Here is a 24,899-nt window from a genome sequence, read left to right on the forward strand (position 1 = left end):
AAAATCTAAATAAATTTTTAATTAAAGGAGGGTTTAAATAATGAAATTTGAACGTTTAATATCAGTCGTTGACTCTCATACGGCAGGTGAGCCGACCAGGGTAATAGTTGGCGGCATTCCTTATATACCGGGTCATACGATAACTGAAAAAAAAATTTACCTGGAACAAAATTTAGATTACATCAGAACTGCTTTAATGCATGAGCCCAGAGGTCATAGTGATATGTTCGGCTCGATATTAACTGCGCCTGGCGATCCCCGGGCAGATATGGGAATAATTTTTATGGATACCGGCGGTTACTTGAATATGTGTGGCCACGGGACCATCGGTGCAGTTACGATAATGATCGAAACCGGAATGTTGAAGGTAGTTGAACCCGTTACCCGGGTTGTTCTGGATACTCCCGCCGGCCTGGTTACCGCCCGGGCCCAAGTTGAGGACGGAGCTGTCCGTGAAGTAACTTTTGAAAATGTGCCGGCTTTTTTGTTTGAAAGCGGCGTCGTTGAGGTTGGAGGAAAGAACATTCCCGTTGACGTTGCCTTTGGCGGCAACTTTTTTGCGATAGTTAATGCAGCTGATTTAGGACTTCGGGTTTGCCCCGAGCAGGTAAAAGAGCTAAAAGAAATCGGTATGGAAATCCTCAAAGAGGTTAACCGGAAACTGACCGTGCAGCATCCAATTTTTACCCATATCAATAAAATTGATTTAGTGGAAATTTGCGATAAACCATCAGTGGCCGGAGCCAATATTAAAAATGTAGTCATATTTGGCAAGAACCAAGTGGACAGATCTCCTTGTGGCACGGGCACCTGCGCCAAGCTGGCCACCCTGATAGCCAAAGGTCAACTGCAGATTAATGAGGAATTAGTTAACGAAAGCATACTGGGCACTACATTTAAGGGCAAAGCCTTAAAAGCGGCGCAAATAGGCGCTTATCAGGGGATTATCCCGCAAATTACCGGAAGCGCTTATATAACGGGGTTGAATAACTTTGTCATAAACAAAAATGATCCTCTTAAATATGGCTTCCTATTATAGTGAACAAAAAAAATTCTATTGACATAGTTATAACAAAGTGGTAACATTCACCTAAAATATAGCTTAATACTGAGCCTTTTAACAGTATTAGTGTTAGCACACTATACAAAAGTTAGAGGAAGCCAGTAGAGTTAACTCTACTGGCTTTTTGTAGTTCTGACCAGTTCATTAAAAATAATATTGGATTGAAAGGGCAGGTAATGTTACCGTTAATTAAAATCTCGTTAGTTTTTTTACTTATAATTACCTTGTTGAGACAGAAGCTCCACACTGGTTTGGTCATGTTGGTTTCCACCTGTGCGTTGGGCTTGATCTTTAACATGCAACCGCTTCCCCTTCTCAATTCAGTTGTTAAATCCTTAATTGATCCACTGACTGTTATGCTAATCATTGTTTTAACTTTGATTATGGTTATGGAATCTGTAATGAGACAGACGGGTATGTTAGATGCCATGACCAGGTCATTGACCGAATTGCCTTTAAATCAAAATTTACTTGTTGCTGCCATCCCTGCTATAATCGGACTTTTACCATCTGCGGGTGGAGCCAGGTTCTCTGCGCCGCTTGTGGCCCAAGCAACCATATATAGTGAATACTCAACAGAAGATAAAGTTCTAATCAATTATTGGTTCCGTCATATCTGGGAATATTCTTTACCACTGTACCCAGGCTTGATTTTAGCAGCACATATTTCGGGTATAGCTCTTAATAAGCTGATTTTTTATCAATGGCCAATATCCTTGTTGTGGGCGATAATAGGATATGTGTTTATATTTAAGTTAAAAATAAGGAAAAATAAAGAAGATTACTATGTAGCCTCTACTTGCAACCAAGAAGATGGGACAAGTAAAAGTGTGTTTCTTAAGGTATCGCTTAGAAATCTCCTTTACAATACATGGCCACTTTGGAGTTCAGTGGTGTTGGTTTTGGCCAACATTCCTATAATATGGGCTTTAACCATAGTTTCTATTGCCCTAATTGTTGAAAAACGTTATCAGCCTATATCTGTTTGGTTGGCATTAAAAGAGCCCATAACCTTAAAAATAGCTTTATTAATATGGGGAACCATGGCATTCAAGGAGATTTTAAAATCTTCGGAAGCTGTAACTCAAATAAGCAACTCAATCGCCGACTTGGGCATTCCGTTGGTTTTAATAGTAGTCATACTACCAATGATTACCGGAATTTTGACAGGGCTGGTACAGGTTTGTATAGGGATTTCGTTTCCTTTACTAATATCAATTATTGAACCCTCAGTAGGTTTCGTCATGCTGGCGTATGTATCCGGGGTTATTGGTGTGATGATGTCGCCTATCCACCTATGTTTTATACTAACTGTTGAATATTTTGGATCAAATTTTATAAAATCTTATAAACCGTTACTGTTACCTAGTGGGTTAATTATTATTTTTACTTTTGGAATATACAAAGTTATCAATCTTTATTAAATATTTTTTAAATTTAAATTTTCAAAATAAAACAATTAGGAGGAATTAGGGTTTTTTTGTAGAATTAACCGCTTAAGTTAAATGAATCTTCGCTTTAAAGGGCGATTCAACTGCAATATCTGCAATCATTCGAGTACGATCGGATGGTACGAGTGGGTAAGTAACCGGTTGAAAGCGTAAAGCTTTTTATTAGGTTGCTTTTTTTATTTATCCATAAGGAGGTGAGACCCTTTAATATTGCGGAATAAATAGTAATTTAACGGTTATTTTAAAAGGGGGTAATATTATGAGAAAATTTCGATTTTTGCTTATTGGCTTAGGATTATTTATTAGTCTAATAATGGCGGGTTGTGGAGGAAAACAGGAGGCATCTTCAAGTGACAAGGCCGTTGCTCCGGAAAAAATTGTTGCCAAGTTCAGCCATGTCACTGCAACTGGTACACCTAAAGGGCTGGCGGCAGAAAAATTTGCTGATTTGGTAAAAGAAAAAACAAATGGTCAAGTTGAAATTGAGGTTTTTCCATCGGGTCAATTATTTGGCGATAAGGATGAATTTGAAGCATTACAGGCCAATAACGTGCAATTCATTGCACCGTCGGCAGGCAAATTAATTAGTTTTGACCCGCGTTTCCAGATTGGTGATATGCCTTTCCTTTTTAAGAATAACCAGGGCGCGTCCAAGTTTTGGGATAGTGAAAAAGGCCAAGAGCTTTTGCAAAGCCTGGAAAGTCAGGGAATGATAGGGCTTACTGCTTGGCCCAACGGTATGAGACAAATAATGAACAGCAAAAAAGAAATAAAAAGTCCTGAGGATTTAAAAGGCCTTAAATTTAGAATTCCGGCCGGTGGTGTTTTGGTTGATATTTTCCAAACACTGGGCGCCGGGACTTCAAGCATCGCTTTTAGTGAAGTATATCCGGCCTTGCAACAAAAAGTTGTTGATGGTACAATTGCGTCTTTTGACAACATTGAAAATGAAAAGTATGAAGAGGTTTTAAAATACCTTACCATTGCCAATATGAACAGCTTAGCTTATGTAGTCATTGTTAATAAGGAATTTTGGGACGGCCTCCCTGCCGATACAAGAGAAATAGTTAAGGAATGTATGACGGAGGCAACTGCTTACGAACGGGAACTGGCTGATCAACTGGATGAAGAAAGTTTGGCCAAGCTGAAACAAAAAATTAACGTATACGAGTTAACGGAGCAAGACCACCAAGCATTTGTTAAATCAATGGAGCCTGTATGGGCCAAATATGAATCAGTTGTTGGGAAAGACCTCATTGATGCGGTTGTAGAACTTAACCGGTAGATGAATAAAAAAAGGTTTAGGGAATTGGGTACAACCTGTAAAAAAGTATACCCGAATATCCTTATATATCAAGAAAGGGGAAAAAGATGAGACGTCTAGAACGCTTTTACACTGCTTTCGAGGACGCAGCCGCAGGTGTCTTTTTCTTTTCGGGAATTGCACTGGTCTTTTATGGGGTGTTTTTTAGGTATGTATTAAAAAGCCCAATTTTTTGGGTTGATGAGATTTCTACGTATATATTGGTTTGGGGTTGTGTTTTGGGCTGGAGTATAGCACAGCGTGAGGGGCGTCATATTAAAGTATCTTTGTTGTATGATCGTCTACCACCTAAAGTTCAGTGGGTTATAAGCATATTTTCCAATAGTGTGAGCATAGTGTTCTGTCTGTTCCTGGCATACTTGGGATTTTTGTTGGAAGCTAAGTACCTGAAAACAGGCCAGCTTTCGCTAAATACCCAATTTCCTTTATGGATTGTTTATTTTTTTGTTCCAATTGCTGCTCTTATGTTAGCTATCCGGTTTACCCGGGAACTTTATCATGTGATCAAACAAGGCCCTAAAACAAGCTCCAAAGCAAGGCTTTATGAATATGAACAAATTATGAAGGGAGTTTCGTCTCAAGATGGAGACAGTTCTGCTCTTTAGCATATTTATTATTTTATTCCTTCTCAATGTACCAATTGCTTTAAGCCTTGCCATTTCCAGCGTGCTTATCCTGGCCATAACTACCGATTTCAATCTGTATATGGTAGCGCAAAAGATGTTTTCAGCTTTAGAGTCTCCGCCTTTGATGGCGATTCCCGGTTTTGTTTTTGCCGGTACTATAATGGCTCACGGAGGCATTTCAAAATATTTGATTGCCGCTTTAATGGCTTGGGTTGGCCATCTGCGTGGAGGATTATCGGTAGTTACAATTATTGCTTGTATGATTTTTGCGGCAATTTCCGGGTCGAGTCCGGCAACAGCAGCCGCCATTGGAGGAATCCTTATCCCAGCTATGGAGAATGCAGGTTATGACAGGCGCTATGCCATGGGACTTGTGGCTGCTTCGGGAACGCTGGGCATATTGATCCCGCCAAGTATAACCTTTGTGTTGATCGGAATTACAGCCAATCAGTCAATCGGCGAATTGTTTATGGCCGGTTTTCTACCCGGGATTTTTCTAGGCGGAATATTACTTATAACGGCGTTAATTTATGCACGGATAAAAAATTATGGTGGTGAACGGAAAAGTGATTGGAAAACAAGATGGAAGGCTACCCGCAAAGCCCTGCCCGGGTTTTTGCTTCCTGTAATAATTCTGGGAAGCATCTACGGGGGCATTTGCACTCCAACAGAAGCTGCAATTGTATCTGTTTTTTATGCTCTATTTGTTACTTTATTTATTTACAAGGAGATAGATTGGAATAAATTTAAGTTTGTATTAAAAGAAGCTATTGCTATCACATCTATGATTTTCTTGCTGATACCGGCTGCCATGACTTTTGCCATGTATTTAACCAATGAGCAAGTACCTGCTAAAATAGCTCAATGGATTGCCGGCAGTAACTTAGGTGTTCCTATGTTTTGGGTAGCGGTGCAAATAATGTTCTTCATCATGGGCACGTTTTTGGAAGCTGTATCTATAGTTTTAATCACACTACCTATTCTCATCCCGATTATTAATCATTTGGAAATAAACATGATTCATTTCGCGGTAATCATGGTTGTAAACATGGAATTAGCAATGATTACACCACCGGTAGGCCTGAACCTTTTTGTGGTTAGCGGAATAGCTAAAGCACGGTTGGAGGAAGTTATTAAGGGAGTGGTGCCATTTATTGCAGTTATGATTATAGCTCTGATTATAATGGTTCTCTTCCCTAAAATTTCACTTTACTTACCATCATTAATGAACTAGAATAATACTATAATGTTTATTAGAGAAGTTTCAGCCATACTATAAGGAACTTCGATGCGACTGTAATTATCCATTGACGTTCGGGTAGACCGGCGTAAAGCATGGGTAAGGCAACCAGTTGTAACTTTAGTTACATACTGGTTGCCTTTTTTTATGACGTAAAAGAGAAATTAGGAGGTGTTATTAAAATGCGGGAATCAGAAAGGATACGGTGTGTGATATTAAGAGGGGGCACCAGCAAGGGTGTTTATTTGCTGGAAAACGATCTGCCGCCGGACCCGGAGGTTAGGGATCGGGTAATTCTAACAATCTACGGCAGCCCGGATGCAAGGCAGATTAACGGTTTAGGCGGAGCAGATTCCTTAACCAGCAAACTAGCTATTATCAAGCGGTCGGCCAGAAGCGATGCAGATGTTGATTACACCTTTGGACAGGTAAGTATAACCAGTCCTCTGGTTGATTATAAAGGAAATTGTGGGAATATATCCTCCGGTGTGGGTCCGTTTGCAATTGACGAAGGATTGGTGAACGCAGTTGAACCTGTAACCATTGTAAAGATATACAATACCAACACTAAAAAGATTATTATTGCGGAAGTGCCTGTCAAAGACGGAAAGGCGGTTACGAAAGGGGATTACGCAATTGACGGGGTACCCGGCACCGGTGCCAGGATAGTTTTAAATTTTATGGATTCAGGCGGGGCAATAACCGGTAAACTTTTACCCACCGGGAATTTAAAGGATGAAATAACTCTTGCCAACGGAATTAATTTGACTATATCAATAGTTGATGCCGCCAACCCGGTTGTCTTTTTTAAGGCTGCGGATTTAGGTCTTTTGGGGACCGAATTACCAGAAGAATTTAACAGTAATTTAAAACTGCTAAAGTTAGTTGAGGAAGTCAGAAGTATTGCGGCAGAAATGATAGGTCTGGCGGGCCGGGGAGAGGCTTCTTGCAAAAGTCCGGCCGTACCCAAAGTAGCATTTGTAGCGCCACCTCGGGAATACATAACAAGCAGCGGCAGAGTTGTAAAAGCCGATGAAATTGATCTTGTAGCCCGAACCATGTCAATGCAAAAAATGCACAAAGCTTACGCGGTTACCGGAGGTATCTGTACTTCAACTGCAGCCAAGCTGGCAGGAACAGTAGTTAATGAGGTTGTGGCACCAAGAGCAAAAGAAGGAAAGGAAATTAGATTGGGGCATCCTTCAGGAATACTGGAATTTGAAATTGAAATTTCTTACGAAAGCAATAAGCCAACCCTGGGCAAGGCTGCAGTGGCCCGAACGGCTCGGCGTATCATGGACGGTTATGCTTATGTTCCTTATGAAATATTCTGGCCCCAGGGGTAATCATAGGTATATTCATTTTTCTTTATAACATAAAGGAGGGTTATTACAATGTATCAAATCACCTTAATCCCCGGTGACGGTATCGGTCCGGAGATATCCGCTGCAACCAAAGAGGTTTTGGCGGCAACAGGAGTAGATATCCGGTGGGAAGAGAAGTTGGCCGGTGAGGTGGCTTACAGCAAGTTTGGCCGGCTTTTACCTGAGGATACCCTTTTGTCAATTAGAAAAAATAAAATAGCTTTGAAGGGTCCCCTAACCACTCCTGTTGGCACTGGTTTTAGAAGCGTTAACGTGGCGCTCCGGAAGGAATTTGACCTTTATATTAATTTGCGCCCCGCCCGCACATACCGCGGCGTTAAATCCCGGTATGACAATGTTGATCTGGTTGTGGTCAGGGAAAATACCGAAGATCTATATGCGGGTATTGAGCACATGGTAGGTGAGGATGCTGCGGAGAGTATTAAAATCATTACCCGTAAAGGGTCGGAACGCATCGTCCGGTTCGCTTTTGAGTATGCTGTGCGGGAAGGCCGTAAAAAAGTAACGGCGGTACACAAAGCCAACATTATGAAATGTACGGACGGGTTATTTTTAAATACGGCCCGCCGGGTTGCGGAAGAATTCCCGCAAATTGAGTTTGAAGACCGCATTGTGGACAATATGTGCATGCAGTTGGTTCAAAAACCGGAGCTCTATGATGTAATGGTTTTGCCCAACTTATACGGGGATATTGTATCGGATCTCTGCGCCGGTTTGGTGGGCGGCCTGGGCATGGCCCCCGGAGCGAATATTGGCAAGGATATAGCTATTTTTGAACCTGTGCATGGCAGCGCTCCAAAGCATGCGGGGCAAAATAAAGCAAATCCATCAGCGATGATTTTTTCCGCGGTGATGATGCTCCGGCATTTGGGTGAGATGGAAGCTTCGGCAAAAGTGGAAAATGCGCTGGCCGAGGTAATAAGTGAGGGCTGCGCGGTAACTTATGATCTTGGCGGGGCGTCCAGCACCTCTGAAATGGCGATGGCTGTTATTGATAAGATGCGTTGAGGAGGGTATATCCTTTGGCAGAAACTTTAGTACCGGTTTTTATTATGGGCAGGCGTTATGAAGTGCCTGAGGGACTTACCATATTAAAAGCTATGGAATGGGCGGGCTTCAAGTTTACCCGCGGCTGTGGGTGCAGGGGCGGTTTTTGTGGCGCTTGCGCAACTGTTTACCGGATACCCGGTGATTTCAGGCAAAAGGTTGGTCTGGCCTGTCAGACTCCAATAGTACCGGACATGAACTTGATGCAAATTCCGTATTTTCCGGTTAATAAATCAATTTATAATTTGAACGATGTTGGTCCTGCGGTAGAAACTTTGCTGCGCAATTATCCCGAAATTGCACGCTGTCTTGGGTGTAATACCTGTACCAGGGTTTGTCCCCAGAAACTCCAGCCCATGTATTTTGTTGCCGCTGCTTTAAGGGGTGATTTTGCCAAAGCGGCAGAGTTATCTTTTGACTGTATTATGTGCGGGTTATGTGCGGCCAAGTGTCCGGCTCAGATTACCCCATACAATATTGCCATACTTGTGCGCCGGTATTATAGCAAGCACATGCTGCCCAAGCCGGATCATCTAGTGGAAAGGGTTGCTGAAATAAAAGCCGGTTGCTTTGACGGGGAATTGGAGAAGATTGCTGCAGCAAGTGAAGAACAATTAAAAAAGGTCTACCTGGCAAGAGAATTTGAAAAGTTGTAATGCAGGAGGGAATCATGGTGGGTTATCCCGGTATGATGCAAGAATCAATTCGTAAAATAGAAGAAACAAGATTATTTCGCCTTCAACAAGAAATTCCGCGTCTAAACCCTGCTGAAAAAAATCGCCTTTTAGAAAAGTACCACCCTGACTTCCGTCCGGGAGGCATGTGTGAGGTGCGAGTGGGTTCTAATAAAGGCCAACGTATGCAGGCCGAATTGGTTAATCTTCTTGAATCTTACAGTTGCGTAGAACCTGATCAAATAAATTTGGCAAAAGTTGATCATAACGTTGATGTTCTTGTTGTCGGTGGTGGCGGGGGTGGTACAACCGCGGCATTAATAGCTCACGAGCAAGGAGCCGAAGTGCTTTTGGCTACAAAATTAAGATTTGGTGATTCTAATACGATTATGGCTGAAGGAGGAATTGCTGCCGCTACCCAGTCAAATGATTCATTGTACTTACACTTTTTAGATACCATGGGCGGGGGCAGGTTTCAGAACAAAAGAGACTTAGTAAAAACTTTGGTCCATGATGCTCCTTTAATTGTTGAATGGTTAAAGGATCTGGGGGCAATGTTTGACACATACCCCAACGGAAACCTGGTGGTTTCATTTGCCGGAGGCCACTGCCGGAGAAGGGTCCATTCTTGTAAAGACCTTAGCGGTATGGAATTTATGAGGGTTCTGCGGGATGAGCTATGGAACAGGCGAATTGATGTGCTTGAATTTAGTCCGGCAGTAGAAATTTTGCTTGATGAAAAAGGTAACTGCGCCGGCGCCGTACTGCTCAATCTGGAAACAAACCTGCCTATCGTTGTAAAAGCCAAAGCTGTTATATTGGCAACAGGAGGTATTGGCCGGCTGCACCCGAACAAGTTTCCTACTACAAATCATTATGGCGCCACCGCCGACGGCCTGGTAATAGCTTATCGGGCTGGGGCCGGACTGCTGCATATGGATGCCATACAATACCACCCCACTGGTGCGGCCTGGCCTCCACAGATGCTTGGCCAACTGATCACGGAGGCGCTGCGTGGCAACGGCGCTCAATTGGTTAATTGTAAAGGGGAGCGGTTTATTAACGAGTTGGAAACCCGTGATGTAACATCATCGGCCAATATTAGGGAAGTGCGGGACAGAAAGAACGGAATTCGTACGCCAACAGGCATGGAAGGAGTCTGGCTGGATACTCCTTTGATTGATATCCGTGGCGGGAAAGGAAAACTGGACCGGATGTTTGCCGGCATAGTGCACAGATTCTTCGAATATGGCATAGATCCTCACCAAGAGCCTATTCTTGTTTTCCCAACCCAGCATTACCAGAATGGCGGTATTGAAATTGATCCCGATGGTAAAACAGATATACCCGGTCTTTTTGCTGCCGGCGAAGTTTCCGGGGGGGTTCAGGGCAGAAATCGCCTGGGCGGAAATTCATTGGTTGACATTTTCGTTTTTGGCCGAAGAGCCGGACAAACAGCAGCATTGTGGGCCAAAGAAGTTCAAGCCTTGTCAAAGATTACGCTTGAACACGTTTATCAATATAATAAAGAATTAGCTCTAATGGGCGTAGAAAAAGATAAAAAATCTCCACTAGTTTTGCCTGATTATAGTAGACCGGATAATGAAGCCAGAAGCTATAGCTAATATAATTTGTTTCGAGGTTGATTACATTTAAAAACAGTAAATATAAACGGGGTGAAAAAAATGGGCTATAGTATTGTACAAAAAATACTCGCAAGTCATCTAGTTAATGGTGTATTAAAACAGGGTACTGAGATAGCAATCCGCATCGACCAAACCATTACCCAGGATGCTACGGGAACTATGGCATATCTACAGTTTGAAGCAATGGGAATTTCAAAAATCAAAACCGAGCTAACGGTATCATATATTGATCATAATACGTTGCAAACTGGTTTCGAAAATGCCGATGATCATAAATTTCTTCAGGGTATGGCTGCTAAATACGGGGCTTTTTTTTCCAGAGCGGGCAATGGAATTTGTCACCAGGTTCACCTGGAAAGGTTTGGAATACCCGGCAAGACAATGCTTGGGTCAGATAGCCACACTACCACAGCAGGAGGTCTGGGGATGCTCGCCGTGGGTGTGGGCGGACTTGATGTGGCGGTTGCTATGGGCGGAGGTTCTTTTTATTTGACCATGCCCAAGGTGGTGAATGTTCGCCTGCATGGCTCTCTCCCGCCCTGGTCGACGGCCAAGGATGTTGTGCTTGAGGTTTTACGCCGGCTGACGGTAAAAGGGGGTGTTGGTAAAGTCCTTGAATACGGGGGGGACGGCATTAAAACACTTTCCGTTCCGGAGCGAGCCACGATAACCAATATGGGGGCTGAGACAGGTGCAACCACCTCTATCTTCCCCAGCGACGAAGTAACGCGTTATTTCTTGCGGGCCCAAGGGCGGGAGGATATATGGAGAGAGTTGGCTGCAGATCATGATGCTGTTTACAATGAGGTTTTGGACATTGACTTAAACGATATTGAGCCGATGGCGGCATGTCCTCATAGCCCTGATAACGTAAAAAAGGTCAGTGCTGTTGGATCTCCGGATGTTGATCAGGTTGTCATAGGCAGCTGTACGAATTCTTCATATTTGGACCTGATGCGCGTTGCCGCCGTATTAAAAGGCAGGACTGTTCATCCCGGGGTTAATTTTGTTATTGCACCGGGCTCACGCCAGGTTTACGCTATGTTGGCTAAAAATGGGGCATTGGCAGACATGGTCCTCGCCGGGGCACGGATCCTGGAATGCGCGTGCGGCCCTTGTATAGGAATGGGCCAGGCGCCACCGTCAAACGGAATTTCTATTCGGACTAATAATCGAAACTTTAAAGGAAGATGCGGCACTGCCAGTGCCGGAGTATATCTTGTGAGCCCTGAAACAGCAGCTGCTGCAGCTATTACGGGCAAGCTGACCGACCCCCGGGTATTGGGTGCAATACCTCTGGTTGAAATACCTGAAAGTTTTTGTATTGATGATAGTAATATCTTAGCTCCGGCCGAAAATTCTTTGGTGGTGGAAATAACACGCGGCCCCAACATTAAGTCATTGCCTATTGCAGAGCCGTTCCCCGGGGAGATAGCCGGCCCGGTATTAATTAAAGTTGGCGATAACATAACAACCGATCATATTATGCCGGCCGGCGCCAAAGTACTGCCATTGCGTTCCAACATCCCCGCTATGGCGGAACACGTTTTTGCACCTGTGGACCCGTCTTTCGTGCAGAGGGCCAAGGAGGCTAAAGTTGGGATTATATTAGGCGGAGATAATTATGGACAGGGATCCAGCCGGGAACATGCCGCCCTTGCTCCGATGTATCTCGGCATAAAAATTGTGTTGGCGAAAACCTTTGCCCGTATTCATAAAGATAATTTGATTAATTTTGGAATATTACCGGTTACTTTTACTGATCCAGTGGAATATGACAGGGTTGAACAAGGTGATGTGCTTGAAGTAAATAACATACATGCTTGCCTAAAGGATCAGTTGGATTTGGAAATTAAAAATAAAACCCGTAACTTTGTATTTAAAGCCCATGCGCAAATGACATCCAGACAGGTTGAAATACTTATGGCGGGTGGTTTGTTAAACTTTACCAGCGGCCGGCAATAACTATTATGTGAGAATAACCAAAGGAGTAAATATTATGACGGCCATAAATATGTCTATTAAAAACGGCCAGGAATTAATAAAAATTATTCGTGAGATCAGCGGACAAAACCCATACCTATGTATGCAGTGTGGAATATGCAGTGCCGGCTGTACAGGCAGAGGGTATATGGATAGGTCGCCCCGTCAGATCGTACGCATGATCCAAATGGGTGATTTTAAAACATTAAGCAGTAAATCCGCCTGGGTTTGCAGCACCTGTTTAATCTGTACAGCCCGATGCCCCCGGGGCATTGACATTGCACGTCTAATGGAAGCATTACGAGTTATTAGCCAGAGACAGGGCAATGAAGCGCTGGTTGTGGAAGAAATTCCAGCGGAGTTGGTAGAACAGGTTCCCCAGATTGCTCTTATAGGTGGGTTTAGGAAGTTAAGCGTTTAAAAAGAGGGGAAATAGATGAAAATTCCATACTTTCCTGGATGTACATTATATAATAAGGCCAGCCGGTTGGATAACTCTACAAGAGCGTCACTAGCTGCATTGGGAGTTGAACTGGTTGAGTTGCCTCAATGGACTTGCTGTGGCGCGGTCTTTCCCCTGGCCGGGGATAATTATATGGAAATGGTGGCACCGGCACGCATTTTAGCGGATGCGGCAAAAGAAGGCGACAGGCTGGCAACAGTTTGTTCTTTTTGCTTTAATATTTTAAAACGTGTAAATCATACAATGCAAAATGATACGGTAGTCAGAGAGAAACTAAATAATTATTTGGAAACTGATTACCAGGGTGAAGTTCGGGTGCAGCATCCTTTGCAGATTTTAAAAAACGATATAGGTATTGATATTATCAAGGGAAAAATAGTCCGGAACTTAACAGGTCTTAAAGTAGCTTGTTACTATGGCTGCATGTTGGTTCGACCTTTTGCGGAACTTGACCTTGATAACCCTGAGAATCCTATGATTATGGATGAATTATTTATATCCCTGGGCGCGGAGGTAATTGATCATCCCAATAAAACTACCTGCTGTGGTTCGTACCAAGTTTTAAATAATGAATGTTTAACGACAAACAGGGGTCTGGATATAATTAAAGGCGCTGCAGCAAATGGAGCGGATATAATAGTTACCACTTGTCCGCTATGCCAGTTTAACTTGGATCGGTCCCAGCAAAAAGCTAAAGCAAATGAAAATAGTTACCGTAAGATCCCTATAATTTATTTTACAGAACTACTGGGAACAGCATTAGATTTACCTGTCAATTCTGAATTTATTAAGTTGCAACCGAGTTAACGCCGTCACTTATTTTCCCTGGACTGAGTGCTATGGCGGATTTCGGCCCGGTGACCGGCAACCCCGGAACACTGCTGCCGGGGGGCTGGTGGTTCAGTTGAGCGTATATGCGGCATTTTTCGAGGCACAACATGGTTTAACACTCAACGAGGCGGCTTGTATTGGATTTTTCGGCGGATTTTCGACCATCAGATAACCATCAACTCCTATACGAGAGGACCTTTCGCGGAATAACTTTATTCATAGGAAGGTCCTTTCAGTTATCCTTAACAGAACCCCATCGGGCGCCCGGGTTGCTCTATAACATTAGACTATCTTCCAGGTTGGTAAAAGCTATTATTACTATTTTTTAAGAAAACAAGCTATTTACACCACCTTTTATTATAAAAATAATAGCCAGCTATAGAAAGCCAACTGGCTGTAAATTGCTTGTTACGCCTAATGAAAACTTAATCGGTCACATTAAAAACAGTAGTTTTTAAACATTATATAATTGCGGGTTCTCGCTTTACCTGCTGTTAATCTCATTGCTTGGAATAAAACGGTATTATTTAGTGTTTTTATACTTAATATATTCCCTGTAAAGATCTTTTAATGCTGCAATTATAGCATTTTTTGCAGCTCCATGATATCTTTCGATAACATTGGCAATAGCTTCCTCGACCCCGTCGTGAATACAGTATCCTCTTAATAAATCTTGAACCACTTTATTTGCCAAATCCGTTACTAAAGTACACCGGGCATCAATCACAACCCCATACCTTTTGTCGATTTCCACTACAATTGCGATATGCTCGTACAGCCCCTTGGCCGCCATACCCTGAGGCAATACGGCGTGCCCAGCTAAAAACACCGTTCTGGAAATAGTACCCTCTCCTTTCATCAATTTACCTGTTAATATTCGATAAATTGTTTTATAAATCCTTCGCAATCAATGTAGCGAGAAGGAGAAAGTCGATATTGCTGCTTTTAATAAAAAGATACCTATTTTAGTAAAATAATTACCATCGAGATTGGATGATTTAAAAAAAGGTATTTAGCCGGTGTCTGTCGAATAAAATTTTCAGAAAAGTATACCGGGATCCTAAAATACATTTAGTGAGAGAGGGTTGAAGATGGAAAATTACATGGAAAAATTCAACCCGGCCAATGCCAGGACAATCAGGGATATGGTCTACGAAACCCTCAGGCAGGCTATCTTCGAAGGACAGTTAAAACACGGCGATCGCCTGGTGGAAAAAGAATTGGGCGAAAGGCTGAAGGTAAGCCGTACTCCCGTTCGGGAAGCGCTGCGGAAACTTGAGGTGGAGGGATTGGTCAACCGCTTGCCTCGCAAAGGTTTGGTGGTTAGGGGGATAACCGCGGATGATATCATTGAGATCTATGCCATACGTGAAGCCCTGGAAACTACAGCCATTGCTTTTATAATTGAAAACATAACCGTTGGCGAAAAAGAAAAACTGTTCGAGCTTGTGGAAAGAATGGAGCAATTAATTGAGTTGAATGACGATCAGGAGCTGTTACGATTATCCAGGATTTTTAATGATGTAATGAATAATTCATCCAGAATGCCGCGGCTGATCAGCTTGATCAATGCGCAGCAGGAATATGTTTCCCGGTTCAGAAGGATGACCATGTCCAACCAATCACGAAGGCATGAAGCTTTGCAGGAACATAAAGAAATATTGATGGCTGTTGACCGGATGGATGTACAAAAGGCCAAAGAATTAGTCATCAAACACTTAAAAGCTGCCTGCAAGCAGTGCCTGAAGACTTTTATGGGAAATTAGACTTAGCTGAAAGGATGGTAACATTTGGACCTCAACTTAACTCAAAAAATTATAGCTGCTCACCTTATAGAAGGGGAAATGGTGTCCGGACAGGAGATCGCCATTAAAATAGACCAAACCCTCACCCAGGACGCTACGGGTACCATGGCCTACCTGGAATTTGAGGCAATTGGTATTGATCAAGTAAAAACTGAGCTGTCAGTTAGTTATATTGACCATAACACATTGCAGGTAGGCTACGAAAATGCCGATGACCACCGGTTTTTACAAAGCGCCGCAGCCAAATACGGTGTTTATTTTTCCCGTATGGGGAACGGTATTTGCCATCAGGTCCACCTGGAACGGTTCGGCCGGCCCGGCCAAACATTATTGGGTTCAGACAGCCATACGCCCACCAGCGGCGGGCTGGGCATGCTGGCCATCGGTGCCGGCGGCCTCGATGTGGCAACTGCCATGGCCGGTTATCCCTTTTACGTTAAAATGCCCGGGGTAGTCAACGTCAGGCTGCACGGCCGGCCGGCGCCCTGGGTGGCGGCAAAGGATATCATTTTGGAAGTTTTGCGGCGGCTTAGCGTCAAGGGCGGTGTCGGCAAAGTGATGGAGTATACCGGGGAGGGAGTTGCCTACCTTAGCGTGCCCGAGCGGGCCACCATTACCAATATGGGCGCCGAACTGGGAGCCACATCCTCAATCTTTCCCAGTGACGCAGTGACCAGGGAATTTCTGACAGCCCAAAACAGACCGAACCACTATCTGGAATTGCTGCCCGATGCCGACGCTGCCTATGATGAGGTTGTAGAGATAGATTTAAGTTTGCTTGAACCCCTGATTGCCCTGCCACACATGCCGGATAATGTGGCCGGGGTTTCGGAAGTGGCGGGACGTAAAGTTAACCAGGTGTTCATCGGGAGCTGCACCAACTCTTCATATACGGACCTGATGCGGGTGGCCGCGATACTAAAAGGGAAAACTGTACATCCGGAGGTTAGTTTGGTGATCGCGCCCGGTTCCCGTCAGGTCTTGCGCAATCTGGCCGCCAACGGCGCCCTGGCCGATATGGTGGATGCCGGGGCCAGAATATTGGAATGCGCCTGCGGGCCCTGTGTCGGGGTGGGGCAGTCGCCTCCTTCAGCGGGTATCTCCCTGCGTACTTCCAACCGCAATTTTGAGGGGCGCAGCGGCACCGCGGACGCCGAAATTTACCTGGTGAGCTGCGAGACGGCGGCGGCTTCGGCTCTGGCGGGTGAAATAACGGACCCCCGCGGGTTGGGTGAGCCCATCCTGATTAACATGCCGGAAAAATTTGCGGTGGACGACAGGATGGTTATTCCGCCGCCGGAAAGCGGTAGGGCAGTGGAGCTTGTCCGGGGGCCGAATATCAAACCCATGCCGGCAGCCAACCGGCTTCAGGATAAGCTGGCGGGTGAAGTGCTGCTGAAGGTGGGGGATAACATCACTACCGATCATATCATGCCTGCCGGAGCAAAAATTTTAGCGCTTCGCTCCAATATTCCGGCCATCTCCATGCATTGCTTTGAGCGGGTGGATTCCACCTTGGCCCGGCGCGCCCTTGCGGCAGGCGGCGGCATTGTGGTCGGCGGGCTCAATTACGGGCAGGGCTCCAGCCGGGAACACGCGGCGCTGGCGCCTTTATACCTCGGGATTAAAGCTGTTGTGACCAAATCCTTTGCCAGAATTCACATGCAGAATCTGGTTAATTTCGGCCTGCTGCCGCTGGTCTTTGAAAATGAAACGGATTACGACGGCATTGAAGCCGGTGATCAACTGGTTATTGAAAACCTGCTGGAGAATTTGGCGGCTAATGAAATTATAATCAACAATATTACCAGGCAGGAAAGCTATCCCGTTAAGCACAGCTTATCGGTTAGGCAAATGGAAATACTAAAGGCCGGTGGGCTCTTAAATTACGTTAAAAGCAAAGTGTAGGAGTTGTAGGGGTATTGGCGCCGGGAGAAGCCATCCCTTGATCGGGGTATTGCTTCTCCCGTACGTGCGCGGCATCCGGGGCGCAGTTATATCTACGGACTGCGTGCTTCGTGAAAAGTGAACTCGTTCAGCTAAAGCTGAACATCGGGGCTTCAGATGGGGATTCTACCCCACCTGAAGTAAAAATAGGAACTCCCACTTATAGAAGTGGGAGTCTTGGAATTTGATAAAAGCATTTTTTCCATGTATTATTTAAACGTTTATGAAAGGTTTATTTGCTGTCCCAGTCCTTTGGCCAGCGCATGATCATAGATAATTTTGGCCACGGCGATGTCCTGCGCGGCTATGCCCACCGATTTAAACAAAGTTATTTCCTCTTTATTCTCCCGGCCGGGCGCCTGACCGGATGTGATTTTACCGATTTCGCAGTAGATATCACTAGTGGTTATCAGGCCTTTTTCCAGGGGTATGATTAAATCCCCTGCTTCTTTGAGCGAAGCATCGTAAGCATCCACCACCAGTTTATCGGCCCTGGAAACGGTCAGTGCGTCAAGCTCCTGCATCTCCGGGGTATACGAGCCTATGCCGTTGATATGTACGCCGTTCTTAATATCATGACCGTGGAAAACGGGTTTGCGGGAGGTGGTGGCGGTAACTATAATGTCAGCGGCGCGCACTGCTTCATCCGGGTCGGCGGCCTGTTTCAGGCTGAAGGTAAACCTGCTTAACTCTTTTGCGCAAGTATCGATAAAGCTGCCGACTCTTCCGGGATCTATATCAAAAACCATAACCTCAACCAGATTTCTGACCTCTAATATTGCTTCCAGCTGTCTCAGGGCCTGTGCCCCGGTGCCAAATATGGCCGCCCTGGCGGCATCTTGGTTGGCCAGGTGCCTGGTGGCTGCACCCGAGGCGGCGCCGGTGCGCAGTGCGGTAAGGTAGGTGGCATCCATGAGGGCCAGTGGTTCGCCGGTGGTCACGTCATTTAATAGCATGATGGCTGAAATAGTGGGTTTGTTGGAGGCTGCATTCCGGGGGAACACGGACACGATTTTGATGCCGACTCCGTCCAGGTCCTGCATATAAGCGGGCATAAACAGCACGTCCCCGTCGGACTTGGTACAATGAATCCTGGTGCGCAAAGGTATGGCGGCCCGTTGCAAATAGTGCTGCGCAAAAGCTGTTTCCACGGCGTCTATAGCCTCGCGCATGGTAATTGCTTTTTTAATGTCTTCCTGTGTAAGTACCAGCAATTTAAATTACTCCTTTCTTTGATTAGTTGGCAAAATAGATTATCTAATCTAACGTCCTGATGACCAAATGCAAAAAAGATCAGGCTAAAGCAGGAAATACTAATGTTGATCTAGAATTGGTCTTACCATTATAGACCAGAATTAGGCATTGCGTAAATAGCTGCAAGGTTAGGAGTGAAGGTAGTGGGCCTGTCCTATGTGTTAATTCTGCTGGCCGCAGCGGCTTGGGGCAGTATCGGTATACCGGGGGAAAAACTTTTTGCCATTGGCCTGGAGCCCAAGCAGGTAATTTGGTTTAGGGCAGCCATTTGCTTCTTGGCCATGTCTGTAATCTGCTTGATTTTTGATAGGTCGCGACTTAAAATTAAGCTGCGCGATATTCCATTATTTTGTTTATATGGATTTATCAGTGTAACCATGTTCTATTACTCATATTTTTATGCCATTGAAAAAACCGGCGTGGCCATGGCGGCCATTCTTTTATATACGGCACCGGCCATGGTGGTGGTGCTGTCCAGGTTTATTTTCAACGAAGTAATTAATATTAAAAAAATATTTTGCATCTTATTAACGATTTCAGGGTGTTTTCTGGTGGTTAAGGGCTATGATGCGGCCAATTTAAAGTTAAACATGTCCGGTATTTTGTTGGGTGTAACGGCGGGTTTTTGCTATGCCATGTATTCTATTTTCGGCAAAAAAACCTCGGCCAACTATCATGCCTGGACGGTGATCATATATTCCCAGGGTTTTGGTTTGCTGTTTTTATCTGTTTTGCATTTTCCCGCTGAAGTGTTTATAGCCCATTACGAAAATGTTGTTTGGTACTACCTGTTATATATCGGATTAGTGCCTACATTATTGGCTTATTTATGCTACATAGCTGCTCTAAAGCATGTAGAAACCGGGCTGGCCAGTATTATTGCCACCCTTGAGCCGGTGATGGCGGTGTTTTTTGCGTACGTCATGCTGGGACAGGTGCTCGACCCCATTCAATCAGCCGGTGCGGCGCTGGTTATCCTGGCAGTACTCATTGTGCAGCTTCCGGGTGGTGTCAACTTTTTCAGACGGGGCAGTTTGCCGGAAGGATTTTCAGAGAACGGGAAAAATATAGATTAAGGGTATGCTTGGCATGTGGAGGTGCATGTATACGACATGAGTCATAGTGAAGAATTGGATTTTAAGCGCAAAAAAAGGACCAGGTTATACAGGGATATTGTAGCGCAAATTAGGCAGCTCATCCAGGAAGGGTCTTTAGCTCCCGGTGACCAGCTGCTGCCGGAAAGACAGCTGGCTGAAAAGCTGGGGGTGAGCAGATCCGCGCTGCGGGAAGCTTTAAGCGCATTGGATTCCATGGGGCTGATAGAAATTACACCCGGCGGGGGGGCTTACATCAAAAAAATTAGCGTGGAGAGTATCGTTGAGCCGTTGGCCAGCATCATGCTGAAGGAGAAAGAAAGCGTTCTGGAGCTGTTGGAAGCCCGCAAGATCCTGGAGGTTGAAAATGTGAAGCTGGCCGCCGAGCGGGCCAGCAAATCTGATTTGTACCAGATCCGGGAAGCGGCTATTGAAATGTATAATGACGTGACCAACAACCGGGACGCTGATGAATCCGATATAAGCTTTCACTTGGCTATTGCTAGGGCTACCCAAAACTCGGTATTATTTAACATCATGACGATGCTTTCCGGGCTGATGAAAGAGGCGTACGGCCCCACCAGAAAAGAGCTTTTGAAAGGGCCAATTAAAACGTGGTGTGATCAAAACTTTGAAATTTATGAGGCCATCAAGAATAAAGAAGCCGAATTGGCGGCCAGGCTTATAGAAGATCATCTGCAGCATGCTATAAACGAGACTAAACGTTTAATAAATGATGAAAACACCGATTAACATATTGACATAATAATCGTGATAGGGCAAAATATAAACATAAAATTACATACAAAACGAAGAGGTTTTGACTTGTATTTTAAAGGTAATGGGGCCTTGGCTTTTTAGCCAGGGTTTTTTTGTTGCCAATATAGTTGTTCTATAGATATAATTAATTATTAAAAACCTTAAAAATATTTTAAAAATTTTTTTTGAGACTAGGAGGAATTTTAAAAAAATTGGCGTATTTTTTACTCAAATTGGTCATACCAGTTAAGACAAGCGGACTTGCCATTTTTGTGCCAAAGTATAATTCAAAATATTTTAATAAGCCAAATTAATTTTAATTGTCACTGAGGAAATGTCCGGCGGTGGAAACGGCGTAGATAGCTATGAAACATGCGCTATCCCTGCCATACGCCCTTAATGCAGCGCTTTGTGATTATGGCAGACCGGGGTGGCAGTACTGCCTTATGCCGGCATGATGTGCCATACATCAATTTAAGCATAGCGGCAATTTGCTGGGAAAGGGGGAGTGTATTCGAAGATGCTGCGCAGTTGGATACATAACATTCGCGTTACCGGCAGCTTTTCAACTATTTGACTAAGGAGGATATTATGGTTAACAATCAACGTGAAGAGTGGGGTACCCGAGTTGGCTATATATTGGCGGCTATGGGTATGGCCATCGGCACCGGCAACATTTGGCGCTTCCCCAGGATGGTTGCGGAAAACGGCGGCGGGTCATTTTTAATTGGCTGGGCTATATTCTTGTTCCTGTGGTCTTTCCCGCTGATTATGGTGGAAATGGTGGTAGGACGTAAAACCAGGTTGGGTACCACAGGTTCTTTCAGAGATTTTGTGGGTCGTAAATATACCTGGATGGGTGGATTCATTACCTGGGTTTGCATATTTATTACCTTTTACTATTCAGTGGTGGTTGGCTGGACTATTAAATATGCCTCATTGGCTATTGGCGGCGCCTTTCATTCGGGAGTCGACACCAATAAATTATGGGAGACATTCACCACCAATCCCGCCCAAACGATCAGCTTTCACTTTATGGCCATAGTTTTAAGCGGCATAGTGGTATACTTTGGGGTTAAACGCGGTATTGAAGCTGCAAGTAAATTTCTTTTACCGGCATTATTTGTATTGCTGATAGTTGCAGTTATCAAATCCCTCAGTTTGGACGGGGCCATGGCCGGCTTGGCCTACATGTTTACCCCCGATCCGGCTTATCTGGTTAAAGCCGATACATGGCTGCAGGCTCTGTCACAGTCGGCCTGGTCTACCGGAGCCGGTTGGGGCTTGTATGCGACTTATGCCATCTACACCAGGAAAAAAGAGGATATTGCCCAAAATGCTCTAACAGCAGGTATGGGTAACAACACGGTGGAACTGCTGGCAGGGATGGCCATTATCCCGGCCATTTTCGCTCTGGCTCCGTCGGCTGAATATATGCACCAGGCGATGAGCTCTGGTAATACCGGTATAACCTTCATCTATATGGCGCAGCTTTTCGGTAAAATGCCCGGCGGTTACTTTATGTCTGTGGTATTCTTCATCGCTCTGGCTTTTGCCGCAATATCGTCACTGATCGCCATGGTGGAGTTTGCCACCAGGAACTTTATGGACTTTGGCATGGACAGGCATAGAGCTATTGTATGGGTTGTTGCCGTGTGCTTTTTGATGGGCATCCCTTCCGCCATCAGCATGGATATTTTTAACAACCAGGACTGGGTTTGGGGTATCGGCCTGTTGTTCAGCTGCCTCTTCTATGCCATAGCCGCGATCCAATACGGGGTTGAAAAAATGCGTGACGAAGACGTCAACCCGGTCAGCGATATTAAATTGGGCAACTGGTTTGTTTTCTCCATCAAGTACTGCATCCCGGTAATATTTGTGTTTTTCCTGGGTTGGTGGTTGTGGCAGGCGGTTACCTGGTACCCCGACAACTGGTGGGATCCCAAGGAAGTATTCAGTGTAGGTACCATTGTCGTACAGGTTGTCTTTGCGTTTGCGGTAGTAGGTATATTAAACGGCTGGTTTAACAAAATGATTAAGCGCCCCTATGGTAGCCAGATGGCTGATAGCGGCAAGCAAAACGCCAAACTTGGGAGGGGTATGTAATGGATTACCAATTTACCGGTGTAACCATTATCATGATGATTATCATTTTAGGGACCTTTATGGGTGGATTTTTATATTTTATTACCAAGGCCCTTAGAAGCAAATAATTATAAAGATTAACTTAATTATCGTTTATCTCGTTAACCGCCGCTAAGACTCCCGCCTCTACAGGCGGGAGTTAAACGGCGATAAACTCGAAATAAGTGCGACTAAGGTTCAGGTGGGGTCAAAACCCCACCTGAACCAAGTCTTCTTTATTGGTCGGGCCACATTAAAAACAATTTTACTGAAAAATTTTCGTGCCGGGCAGGAAAATTCGTATTAATGTGGAAAATTGTTTAAAGTGGTCTGACCAGTATATTTTTTTTCGCTGCGTTGGATTACGATGGTCCGACCAATTTAACGACTTTTATTTTGTTCCTTATAGACCACCATGGCACCGGTGCGGCACCAGCAGAGGATGAAAAATGGATACCGTAGGCAAGGTGATCCGGTGGTTCCCGGAGTAAGCGCAGCACTGGATGCGCTATCATCCATAAATAAGTGGAGCCGGGCATATAGACTGTCATGAAAAATAACGGGGAGGTTATTATGATTAAGAAGTATGATTTGATTATTGTAGGCGGCGGGATCATGGCGTCAAGTTTAGCCTATAACCTGCGCAAAGACGGATATACCGGAAGCATTGTTGTTTTTGAAAAAGACCGCATGTATGAATATTCTTCCACTCCACGCTGTTACGGAGGATTCCGTCAAACATTCAGTATTCCGGGAAATATACAAATGTCCAAGCTTAGTTTGCAAGTACTGAAAAATTTTGAAAAGGAAATGGCTCTGGATGATGAACCGGCAGTAATTGATTTTAAACAACATGGTTATTTATATTTAGCTAATGAGCAAGCGTTATCCCTGTTAAAAGAAAACATGAAGGTGCAGAAAAGTTATGATGTAAATGTACAATTACTAACCCCTGAAGAAACAAAATCTTTAGTCCCGGAGCTGAATGTTGATGATTTGGCGGGTGCCGTTTTTGATGTGGAAGGCGGTAATGCCGATCCTTATTCCGTCCTGCAATGGTATGTGAGACATGCTAAACGATTGGGAGTGGAGTACGTTTACGAGAAGGTTCAAGCCCTTTTAACCGATGGACTTCATCAAGTAAAGGGTGTGAAATTGGAAACCGGCGCAGAATATCATGCACCAATTGTGGTAAATGCAGCCGGAGCCTGGTCCGGTGAAATAAGTAAGACAATGGGGGTAGATATACCGGTTCGTCCTTATCGTAAGCAAGTTTATTGTGTCGACTTGGCCGTGCCGTTTAAAACAGACATCCCATTTGTTTTTGACTATTTAGGCACCTACTTCCAGGGTGAAGGACTTAAAGTAATTATCGGTTCGCGCGAGGGATCTAATGAGACAGAGCAACAAGATTACAGCTTCAATTTTGATTTTACTTTAGATAGATCATATTTTAACGAAGAAGTTTGGCCTTTATTAGCCGAACGCTCTCCTAATTTCGATCAATTAAAGTTGGAAACAGGTTGGGCCGGTCTTTATGAATATAATTATATAGATCATAACGCGATCATTGGTAAGCATCCCGATATGAATGGTTATTATTTACTCACCGGTTTTAGCGGTCATGGCTTTCAACAAGCACCTGCGGCCGGTAAAGCGTTATCGGAACTGATCCGTTTAGGGAAATACGAGACGATAGATTTAACTCCATTTTCTATTACCCGGTTTGCGGAAAATCAATTGTTATTGGAGAGTGAGGTATATTAATCGAATGGTGAAAGTATTAAGGACAAAACCGGAACTTTGCACAGAGTGTTATAAGTGTGAAGAAATATGCTCCACTAACTTTACCAAAAGCATTAACAAAGAATTATCGGCCATTAAAATAGGCGCCAGGTCACAGGATACCGGCCTGGTTTCTATCGTGGCCTGTGACCAGTGCGGCAATTGTATTGAAGTATGTCCCGTGCAGGCGATCTACAGGGCCAAGAATGGTACGGTGCTGATCAGAAAAAGTGAGTGCGTGGGCTGCTATTCCTGTGTTGGCTTTTGCCCCGCCGGGGCCATGCAAAAACACTTAAGCATGGATGAGCCATATAAATGCATCGCTTGCGGCAAATGTGCCAAGGAATGTCCGGCCCGGGCTTTATATATAGAAGAAATTTAGTTGGATTTGATCAAGA

At 44.5% G+C, this 24,899-nt stretch carries 22 protein-coding genes; 20 read left to right on the forward strand and 2 right to left on the reverse strand.

From position 1 onward, the window contains the following. Positions 1-40: 40 nt before the first annotated feature. From BM056_RS17360 to BM056_RS17415, 12 genes are all read left to right on the forward strand, one after another. The gene (locus tag BM056_RS17360) at positions 41-1,039 is read left to right on the forward strand and encodes a proline racemase family protein (RefSeq protein WP_092472764.1); all 999 of its coding nucleotides are present in this window, start codon (positions 41-43) and stop codon (positions 1,037-1,039) included. Positions 1,040-1,239: 200 nt separating this feature from the next. Further along, positions 1,240-2,487: a DUF401 family protein gene (locus BM056_RS17365; protein ID WP_092472766.1), complete on the forward strand. Its 1,248-nt coding sequence runs from the start codon at positions 1,240-1,242 to the stop codon at positions 2,485-2,487. Between the two features lie 286 nt (positions 2,488-2,773). Further along, positions 2,774-3,799 carry a TRAP transporter substrate-binding protein gene (locus BM056_RS17370; protein WP_092472768.1) on the forward strand — a complete coding sequence of 342 codons (1,026 nt, stop codon included), beginning with the start codon at positions 2,774-2,776 and terminating at the stop codon, positions 3,797-3,799. Positions 3,800-3,885: 86 nt separating this feature from the next. Continuing rightward, on the forward strand, positions 3,886-4,443 hold the full coding sequence (locus tag BM056_RS17375; protein WP_092472769.1) for a TRAP transporter small permease: 558 nt from the start codon (positions 3,886-3,888) through the stop codon (positions 4,441-4,443). Further along, positions 4,421-5,698: a TRAP transporter large permease gene (locus BM056_RS17380; protein ID WP_092472771.1), complete on the forward strand. Its 1,278-nt coding sequence runs from the start codon at positions 4,421-4,423 to the stop codon at positions 5,696-5,698. Before BM056_RS17375 ends, BM056_RS17380 begins: the two co-directional genes overlap by 23 nt. 188 nt (positions 5,699-5,886) lie before the next feature. Next, positions 5,887-7,050: a 2-methylaconitate cis-trans isomerase PrpF family protein gene (locus tag BM056_RS17385; RefSeq protein WP_092472773.1), complete on the forward strand. Its 1,164-nt coding sequence runs from the start codon at positions 5,887-5,889 to the stop codon at positions 7,048-7,050. 48 nt (positions 7,051-7,098) lie between these two features. Continuing rightward, positions 7,099-8,097: an isocitrate/isopropylmalate dehydrogenase family protein gene (locus BM056_RS17390; protein WP_092472775.1), complete on the forward strand. Its 999-nt coding sequence runs from the start codon at positions 7,099-7,101 to the stop codon at positions 8,095-8,097. Positions 8,098-8,111: 14 nt separating this feature from the next. Beyond that, entirely contained in the window at positions 8,112-8,792 is a 681-nt protein-coding gene (locus tag BM056_RS17395) for a 4Fe-4S dicluster domain-containing protein (RefSeq protein WP_092472777.1), read from the forward strand. 14 nt (positions 8,793-8,806) lie between these two features. Then, complete coding sequence (locus BM056_RS17400; RefSeq protein ID WP_238456523.1) at positions 8,807-10,435, forward strand: FAD-binding protein; 1,629 nt, start codon at positions 8,807-8,809, stop codon at positions 10,433-10,435. Positions 10,436-10,495: 60 nt separating this feature from the next. Beyond that, on the forward strand, positions 10,496-12,421 hold the full coding sequence (locus tag BM056_RS17405) for an aconitate hydratase (RefSeq protein WP_092472779.1): 1,926 nt from the start codon (positions 10,496-10,498) through the stop codon (positions 12,419-12,421). A gap of 34 nt (positions 12,422-12,455) precedes the next feature. Further along, positions 12,456-12,860, forward strand: coding sequence for a 4Fe-4S dicluster domain-containing protein (locus BM056_RS17410; RefSeq protein ID WP_207648211.1), 405 nt, complete (start codon positions 12,456-12,458; stop codon positions 12,858-12,860). Positions 12,861-12,875: 15 nt separating this feature from the next. After that, entirely contained in the window at positions 12,876-13,709 is an 834-nt protein-coding gene (locus BM056_RS17415) for a CoB--CoM heterodisulfide reductase iron-sulfur subunit B family protein (RefSeq protein WP_092472782.1), read from the forward strand. A 547-nt stretch (positions 13,710-14,256) separates the two neighbouring features. Here BM056_RS17415 and BM056_RS17420 read toward each other — a convergent pair. Beyond that, complete coding sequence (locus BM056_RS17420) at positions 14,257-14,592, reverse strand: DUF3870 domain-containing protein (RefSeq protein WP_092472784.1); 336 nt, start codon at positions 14,590-14,592, stop codon at positions 14,257-14,259. 232 nt (positions 14,593-14,824) lie between these two features. Here BM056_RS17420 and BM056_RS17425 point away from each other — a divergent pair, with 232 nt between their 5' ends. Together BM056_RS17425 and BM056_RS17430 are read left to right on the forward strand one after the other, a co-directional pair. Further along, a complete protein-coding gene (locus BM056_RS17425) occupies positions 14,825-15,499 on the forward strand; it encodes a GntR family transcriptional regulator (protein WP_092472786.1) in 675 nt (224 codons plus the stop codon). A gap of 24 nt (positions 15,500-15,523) precedes the next feature. Continuing rightward, on the forward strand, positions 15,524-17,446 hold the full coding sequence (locus BM056_RS17430) for an aconitate hydratase (protein ID WP_092472788.1): 1,923 nt from the start codon (positions 15,524-15,526) through the stop codon (positions 17,444-17,446). 260 nt (positions 17,447-17,706) lie between these two features. Here the strand turns inward: BM056_RS17430 and BM056_RS17435 are convergent, their stop codons facing one another. Further along, the gene (locus tag BM056_RS17435; RefSeq protein ID WP_092472790.1) at positions 17,707-18,699 is read right to left on the reverse strand and encodes an ornithine cyclodeaminase family protein; all 993 of its coding nucleotides are present in this window, start codon (positions 18,697-18,699) and stop codon (positions 17,707-17,709) included. A gap of 183 nt (positions 18,700-18,882) precedes the next feature. On the opposite strand from BM056_RS17435, the gene BM056_RS17440 reads away from it, so the two are divergent. The 6 genes from BM056_RS17440 (at position 18,883) to BM056_RS17460 (ending at position 24,883) form a co-directional block, all read left to right on the forward strand. After that, positions 18,883-19,815: a DMT family transporter gene (locus tag BM056_RS17440; protein ID WP_131820782.1), complete on the forward strand. Its 933-nt coding sequence runs from the start codon at positions 18,883-18,885 to the stop codon at positions 19,813-19,815. Positions 19,816-19,851: 36 nt separating this feature from the next. Next, entirely contained in the window at positions 19,852-20,586 is a 735-nt protein-coding gene (locus BM056_RS17445; RefSeq protein WP_092472794.1) for a FadR/GntR family transcriptional regulator, read from the forward strand. A gap of 378 nt (positions 20,587-20,964) precedes the next feature. Beyond that, positions 20,965-21,135 carry a hypothetical protein gene (locus BM056_RS26315; RefSeq protein ID WP_165613586.1) on the forward strand — a complete coding sequence of 57 codons (171 nt, stop codon included), beginning with the start codon at positions 20,965-20,967 and terminating at the stop codon, positions 21,133-21,135. Between the two features lie 48 nt (positions 21,136-21,183). Next, positions 21,184-22,698: a sodium-dependent transporter gene (locus BM056_RS17450; protein ID WP_092472796.1), complete on the forward strand. Its 1,515-nt coding sequence runs from the start codon at positions 21,184-21,186 to the stop codon at positions 22,696-22,698. Positions 22,699-23,289: 591 nt separating this feature from the next. After that, the gene (locus tag BM056_RS17455; RefSeq protein ID WP_092472798.1) at positions 23,290-24,483 is read left to right on the forward strand and encodes an NAD(P)/FAD-dependent oxidoreductase; all 1,194 of its coding nucleotides are present in this window, start codon (positions 23,290-23,292) and stop codon (positions 24,481-24,483) included. Positions 24,484-24,487: 4 nt separating this feature from the next. Continuing rightward, entirely contained in the window at positions 24,488-24,883 is a 396-nt protein-coding gene (locus BM056_RS17460; protein WP_092472800.1) for a 4Fe-4S binding protein, read from the forward strand. Positions 24,884-24,899: the final 16 nt, after the last annotated feature.

The organism is Desulfotruncus arcticus DSM 17038, assembly GCF_900113335.1.
GTDB classification, from domain to species: Bacteria; Bacillota; Desulfotomaculia; order Desulfotomaculales; family Desulfallaceae; genus Desulfotruncus; species Desulfotruncus arcticus.